Origin of the sequence: Nostoc sp. FACHB-280, assembly GCF_014697615.1 — a bacterium.
GTDB lineage: Bacteria > Cyanobacteriota > Cyanobacteriia > Cyanobacteriales > Nostocaceae > Nostoc_B.
The window spans coordinates 23767-30153 of the sequence record NZ_JACJSD010000067.1 but is presented as its reverse complement, the minus strand read 5'-3'; the positions used below and the strand labels follow the sequence as shown (position 1 = coordinate 30153).

The window sequence follows — 6387 nt, the reverse complement described above, 5'->3', positions numbered from 1 at the left end:
TGTTTATATTGCCAATTGCTTGTATAACTCTTTCCCTACTTGGGCTTTTGCCACCAATTACTGCTAATTCTATTGAATTATACTGATTTTATTCATGCTATTCTAGCATAGCTACTCTGGGAGAGCCAAGATATTAAAGAAGCTTCGGGATTTGCTGCTGGTGGTGCAGTCGCAGGAGCAGGTTTGGCTGCCGTAGTTGGAAATATGGGATTAGCCGGAGCATTTGGTGGTATTGCAATTGGAGCAGCACCAGTTATAGCTGCTGGTACAGTAGTTGGACTAGCGGCTTATGGCGTAAAGAAATTATTTGATTAATCAATAATAAATCAGGAAATTAACAAATGCTCAACTCTAATGACTCGAAAGCTATGGGTGCTATCATTGCAGCTTCATCAGCAGCAGCTAGTTTAGGCTCAGTTACAGTTGCTACAGTGACTTCTACTGCTCCTGGAATATTGGGTGTCATAGGATTTACAACAACAACTACTGTGGCTCTACCAGTAGTAGGTATTGTAGCTACGGCTGGACTAGCAGCTTATGGAGTTAAGAAAGTCTTTTTCGATTAATTTTTAACGATAATTAGAGGCTAACAGGCTATCATCAAAAGCCCTTCTGTAACTTCACTGAAGGGCTTTCACTATTTCCTATTTCCCTAAGCATACTGAGAAAAATTAGAAAGATGATGATTCGCTAGACAATATCATCCTGATGTGAACAATTCTGCAAATGCTCAAGCATCGATGCAAGTCATAAATCAGGCTTATCAAAGGTTTCAAGCGCAACGGAAGTTTAGATGAAGTGCGATCGCTCTTACGCTTCAAAAATATTAATTATTTTTTACATTACTTAAAAGTGTGATAAAAAAGTTACTGTAATCCTTAAAAAATGTTGAATATTTTATGATTAACGTCAGCGAAGCTCTAGAGCCTCTTGCAGCTTGGTTCCGTTCTTTGGGAATACCCCAGCCGATTGTGGAATGGGGGCATCCTGTGATGATGGGAATTGTTGTGGTAGTGATGGGTAGCTATGTTGCCTGGACTGGCTGGCGAGGGAGACTGGCACAGGATAAAGATGTGTCTTTTAACAGCCGGATGAGTCATCGTCTTCTAGCGCCTTGGATGTTTTTATTTTTAGCGGCTGGTTATCCTGGTGGGGTTTTATCTTTAGTGATGCAGCGTCACCCAATTTTTGAAAGTCCCCATTTTTGGACAGGTTCGCTTGTACTAATACTTTTATTAATTAATAGTTTATTGACGTTAGGTGGCTTTGGTGGTGATAAACCTGCTTTACGTACTACTCATGCTTATTTAGGTAGCGGAATTTTGGGGCTGTTGCTTATTCACGGTGTGTTGGGGTTAATTTAATCGGTTGAGAATGGGTGTAGGTATGCAAAATCCTTAGACTCTATACCTTGATTTTTCACATTGCTGCGTCAATTTTATTTGTTTAGATACACGAAGCCCGCAAATGCGGGCTTTGTTTGTATGAATCTAATAAACTATACTTCACCAACAGCATCAATTTTGAGTGCTGCCAGTTGAGAGTTTGAATTGTCTTATGCTTCAGACGAGTGGTGTGATTATTTGCCTTGGTTATATTTTTGGGTTGTTGTTTACAGCTGTTCCTTGGGGTGGGGTATGGGTTTTAATTTTGGCGATAGTGGGGGCAGTTTTTTTGCGAAAGCGCAGCACACCGCCCCAACCCAAAGAAAGCATTGTCAGCAAGAGTAAAGCCACACCCGATATTTGGCAATCATTCCCTCATCCACGAGCTTGGTTAGTTGCTGGTTTGGTAGGATTGTTAGCAACCTTTTATTTTCAATTGCGATCGCCACAACCCAGTATCAAAGATATTAGTCAATTTGTCCCCGCCGATAATGTGGCAAATCAAGAACAATTATTTATTGTGCGCGGTGAAGTAGAAACTAGCCCCCGGTTAACTCGCAGTCAACGGGGACAATTTTGGTTAGCAGCGACTCAGTTAGATGAAATTAAAAATGGCAATGGCCCAGCCAGCGTACCCAAAGGTGTTACAGGTAAACTGTATGTGACTTTACCACTGCTGCAAGCAACTGGCTTACATCCTGGGCAAGAAATTGCTGTCACAGGGATTTTATATAAACCAAAAGCCGCTTCTAACCCTGGTGCATTTGACTTTCAAAAATATCTCAAACAAGAAGGCTCATTTGCTGGTTTGATTGGAAGGCAAATCAATATTGTCAATGATGAGGATACATGGGGATGGTGGCAAGTTCGGGAGCAAATTCTGAAATCATTAGTGCGGAGTTTAGGCATTCCCGCAGGGCCACTTGTAAGTGCAATGGTTTTAGGTAGTAAAGCCGTTGATTTACCTTATGATATTCGGGATTTATTTGTCAAAGCTGGAATGGCTCATGCTTTAGCTGCATCTGGTTTTCAAACTTCGTTAATTTTGGGCGTAATCTTACAGCTAACAAAACGCACAAATAAAGCAATTCAATTTACACTCGGTTTTTTAGGTTTAATTATTTTTCTCAGCTTATCAGGATTTCAACCTGCGGTAATGCGAGCCGTAATTATGGGTAGTGCGGCGTTAGTTGGGTTGTTATTAGATAGAAAAGTCAAACAATTTGGTTCCCTTTTATTAGCGGCAACATTACTATTATTATTTAATCCTGCGTGGATTTGGGATTTAGGTTTTCAACTGAGTTTTTTAGCCACATTAGGATTAATTGTTACTGTTCCTGCAATCACAGAAAAACTGAATTGGCTACCACCTGCGATCGCATCTTTAATTGCTGTACCTTTAGCGGCAACAATTTGGACTTTACCTGTACAACTTGCGGTGTTTGGTGTAGTTCCGGCTTATAGTTTGTTGCTGAATATGATTACTACGCCATTTATTTCCGTGATTAGTATTGGTGGAATTATTAGTGCGATCGCAGCATTAGCATCATCTCATCTCGGTAGTATTTTAGCTGGAGTATTACAATATCCTAGCGATTGGCTAATTCAGTTAGTAGAGTTTTTTAGTAACTTGCCCGGAAACTCATTAGTAGTGGGGAGTATTTCAACTTGGCAAATGTTAGGCGTTTATGCTTTAGTTCTTTTAGTTTGCTTAGTTAAATGGTGGCAAAAACGCTGGTGGTTTGCTGGGTTAATGATATTTGGTTTAGTAATCGTTCCAGCTTGGCATTCGGCAAACACATTATTTCGGATTACTGTGTTAGAAGCTGGTTCAGAACCAGTTGTTGTCATTCAAGACAAAGGTAATGTCACATTAATTAACAGTGGTGATGAAGGTACAGGACGTTACACAATTGTACCATTTTTGCAACAGCAAGGTGTGAATAAAATTGAATGGGCGATCGCTAGTGATTTTGATAATAACGATAATAATGCTTGGTTAGAAGTAGTACAAACTATCCCCATCAAAAATTTCTACAAATATGCTCTCAAGCCAGAGACTAACCTCACAAACCAAGAAATTCAACAAGAAATTCAAAAGCATCAAGGTATTTATCAAACTGTTGTTCCAGGACAACAAGTAGTTACAGGTTTAACAGTTGCCCAACTAATCAAAGAGAAATTACCTGTTTTATATTTACAAGTTCAAAATCAAACTTGGTTATTAGTAGGTGATGTAGAACCTCAAGAACTAGAAAGATTAGCTAAAGCTGGCAATTTACCAACTCCCCAAGTATTATGGTCTACGCCGGAAGCTTTGAAAGATTTAATTAAATTGTTTCAGCCAAAAGTAGCTATTGCTACCTCTACTAACCTTGAGCCAAAAATTCTGAATGAACTCAGCAAAAACACAACCCAAGTATTTTTAACCGGACGTGATGGCGCAATTCAATGGACACCAAATAATCAGTTTGAATCATTTATTCAAGAAACAGAAAATAAATCATCTGTTTTATAGACAGGAATTATGCACAAATATTTTCTGTGGAGACTGGGTTGAGGATCTGTAGGGTGCAAGGTGTAAATATATCCTGGTTACTGAGTGACTTGTACCGAGGGAAGTTGAGGTAAATCAAAGTACACCCTCTCCTTAACCCTTGATTTTTCGTTTTTATGCGTAAGTTTTAATATTTTTCATCAACCTCTAGACACCCAATTTCTACAAAAGTTGGGTGTCTAAACTATTTCAATTTTGCAGTATTTATGATGATGTTGAAAAAATGCAACAAAGTTATAAGAGAAATAGTGTCGGTTCAAAATACGTCCTAAACTAGTTGAAAAAATATTAAGTATATGCAAAAGCACCGCTTAGGGAAAGTAGTGGTTTTCTTTGGCAACTTTCCTTTGACTATTCGTGTACCCGCAGCACCACGGAATGAGCAGTTAAATTTTTTGCGCGATCGCATAATTTTTCATGCTAATAATCTTGTAGAGCATGGATTATGGGAAGAACCACTGAGTGATTGTGAACTGGAAAGAATTATGGCAGATGTGGAAATTGAGCCAGTGTTTTTTCCCCAGTTTTGTGATGTTATTTCTGTATTAGCTTATCCTGGGCAGATATTGAGAAAATTATTTAGAAATTAAATAAAAATCAAAAATCAATTAACATATTGCCAAAATCTTGATTTACAAGCTTTTCCTTGCGCTCATAGGTAAACCAAAAAATTCAATTCTAAATTCTGACTCCTGATTTCTAACTCCTGACTTCTAATTCTGCTAAAGCCACTGCACCCCACAGTGGTGCATCATCACCTAAAGCCGCCGGAAGAATTTCAAAATCTATTTCTGGTAAGGCGGTTTCACGGGCTGTTTTCTGTACAGTATTCCACCAAATTTCTCCCGCTTTGGTCACACTACCGCCTAAAATAAACCTCTGTGGGTTAATCAAATTCGCCACATTCCCAATACCCACACCCAAAGCCCAAGAGCCACCTTGCAAAATATTAATTGCTAACTCATCACCTTGCGCCGCAGCGTCACTGATAATTTTGCCAGTGATTAAGTTTAAATCGTCATTGACTAAGCTACGTAATTGTTTACCTTGCAAGTTATTTACTGGTTTTAATAAATATTCTTTGGCATCTTGAGCCATATAAGGGCCTGATGCTAGTCTTTCTACACATCCTCGTTTACCACATAAACATCTTGGCCCCGCAGGATCAACTACTATATGTCCAATTTCACCAGCCATACCTGCATTACCACGCCAAGGTTTACCATTCAGTATCCAACCACCGCCAACACCAGTGCTGATGGTGATATAAAACAAGCTATCGTATTCTTGACCAGCACCAAAGCGACATTCACCCAAAGCGGCGACATTGGCATCATTATCTACACTTGCAGGTACACCAAATTCATTCTCTAGCAAGTGTTTGAGAGGTAGATTTTCCCAGCCAGGAACATGATGCGAAAGTCTGACTGTTCCTGTAGTAAAGTCTACAGGGCCGCCAAAACTAACACCAATAGCTGCGGGAGTTTCACCTTGGAGTAAATTATGGATGAGCGATCGCATAATTTCTAAATCAGTGGTAGCATTAGCGCCTGTGGGTGAGAGATGACGTTCATAACGCAACCATTGACGCGAACCAAGTTGAGTTACGGCTGCGGCTAACTTAGTACCACCAAAATCAAGAGCTAGAATTAATGTCATTTGTTTGAATAAGCTAAATGCGATCGCTTATTCAGCTTACTAGTACAGCAAGGCAAAAGTAAGAAGTCAAAAGGAAAAAGAAAGAATAGTGATACCACAAGCCTTTTAGCAATTCCTTATGGTCACTGAGCGTACTTGTACTGAGCGCAGCCGAAGTAGCCGAAGTGTAATCTGTTTATTTACTCCAAGCTGTACTAGCAATGCAAAATGACAATCAAGCACACAGTCTACAAGGTTTTTTGGCTGTAGATTTTGTTAGGGTATATATTCTCAAAATAAGTAATAGCAACTTCACCAAATACCTTAACAGCAGTCGCCCCAATTACAGGTTGCACAACTTGTCCAATACCAGGAACCCACCCTGCAATCATACCGCCCATTTCAAATAAAAATTGTCCACCACCCATTGCGATGATTGCAGCGGCTGTTGCGCCAGCGCCACTAGCAGGAATTAAATTCACACCATAAACTTGAGCAATTCTACTCACAACAGCCGCCTGTACACCAGCTAAACCAGCTTGAAAAGTAACTACACCAATCATAAAAGTTCCACCAGCAATTCCAGCTGCTGCTCCCGCTCCCATCATTAACCAAAGTTCATCTCTAGCTTGGTCACGACAATATTTATTCATAGCAGAAGTCTCGCTACCAAAAAGTATTTCTTGTCTACTCAGAAAATTTCAGAGCCAAACTGGGTAGATGCAGCGAGCAGCATTGGCTCTCAACATACTTTGCATTTCTAGCCGTTATAGGAAGGAATAGATAATACCAATTCTATAAGAAACT

At 39.7% G+C, this 6387-nt stretch carries 7 protein-coding genes; 5 read left to right on the top strand and 2 right to left on the bottom strand.

Annotated features, from left to right (window positions below; all coding sequences use genetic code 11):
* The first annotated feature begins 183 nt into the window (after positions 1 to 183).
* The 5 genes from H6G75_RS33685 (at position 184) to H6G75_RS30035 (ending at position 4532) form a co-directional block, all read left to right on the top strand.
* A complete protein-coding gene (locus H6G75_RS33685; protein WP_277884120.1) occupies positions 184 to 315 on the top strand; it encodes a hypothetical protein in 132 nt (43 codons plus the stop codon).
* Positions 316 to 341: 26 nt separating this feature from the next.
* Positions 342 to 566, top strand: a complete 225-nt coding sequence (locus H6G75_RS30050; RefSeq protein ID WP_190983562.1) for a hypothetical protein — start codon at positions 342 to 344, stop codon at positions 564 to 566.
* Between the two features lie 333 nt (positions 567 to 899).
* Positions 900 to 1364 (top strand): DUF4079 domain-containing protein, encoded by a 465-nt coding sequence (locus tag H6G75_RS30045; protein ID WP_190983561.1) that lies wholly within the window; start codon positions 900 to 902, stop codon positions 1362 to 1364.
* Between the two features lie 193 nt (positions 1365 to 1557).
* Positions 1558 to 3903: a ComEC/Rec2 family competence protein gene (locus tag H6G75_RS30040; RefSeq protein WP_190983560.1), complete on the top strand. Its 2346-nt coding sequence runs from the start codon at positions 1558 to 1560 to the stop codon at positions 3901 to 3903.
* Positions 3904 to 4238: 335 nt separating this feature from the next.
* Positions 4239 to 4532, top strand: a complete 294-nt coding sequence (locus tag H6G75_RS30035) for a hypothetical protein (RefSeq protein ID WP_190983559.1) — start codon at positions 4239 to 4241, stop codon at positions 4530 to 4532.
* Between the two features lie 109 nt (positions 4533 to 4641).
* On the opposite strand, the gene H6G75_RS30030 is transcribed toward H6G75_RS30035, so the two are convergent.
* Together H6G75_RS30030 and H6G75_RS30025 are read right to left on the bottom strand one after the other, a co-directional pair.
* Positions 4642 to 5601: an ROK family protein gene (locus H6G75_RS30030; protein WP_190983558.1), complete on the bottom strand. Its 960-nt coding sequence runs from the start codon at positions 5599 to 5601 to the stop codon at positions 4642 to 4644.
* Between the two features lie 227 nt (positions 5602 to 5828).
* Positions 5829 to 6233: a hypothetical protein gene (locus tag H6G75_RS30025; protein ID WP_190983557.1), complete on the bottom strand. Its 405-nt coding sequence runs from the start codon at positions 6231 to 6233 to the stop codon at positions 5829 to 5831.
* Positions 6234 to 6387 lie beyond the last annotated feature (154 nt).

Coding starts and splice junctions, on each gene's coding strand:
- H6G75_RS30050 (WP_190983562.1), top strand. CDS start 342: ATGCTCAACTCTAATGACTCGAAAGCTATGGGTGCTATCATTGCAGCT.
- H6G75_RS30045 (WP_190983561.1), top strand. CDS start 900: ATGATTAACGTCAGCGAAGCTCTAGAGCCTCTTGCAGCTTGGTTCCGT.
- H6G75_RS30040 (WP_190983560.1), top strand. CDS start 1,558: ATGCTTCAGACGAGTGGTGTGATTATTTGCCTTGGTTATATTTTTGGG.
- H6G75_RS30035 (WP_190983559.1), top strand. CDS start 4,239: ATGCAAAAGCACCGCTTAGGGAAAGTAGTGGTTTTCTTTGGCAACTTT.
- H6G75_RS30030 (WP_190983558.1), bottom strand. CDS start 5,601: ATGACATTAATTCTAGCTCTTGATTTTGGTGGTACTAAGTTAGCCGCA.
- H6G75_RS30025 (WP_190983557.1), bottom strand. CDS start 6,233: ATGAATAAATATTGTCGTGACCAAGCTAGAGATGAACTTTGGTTAATG.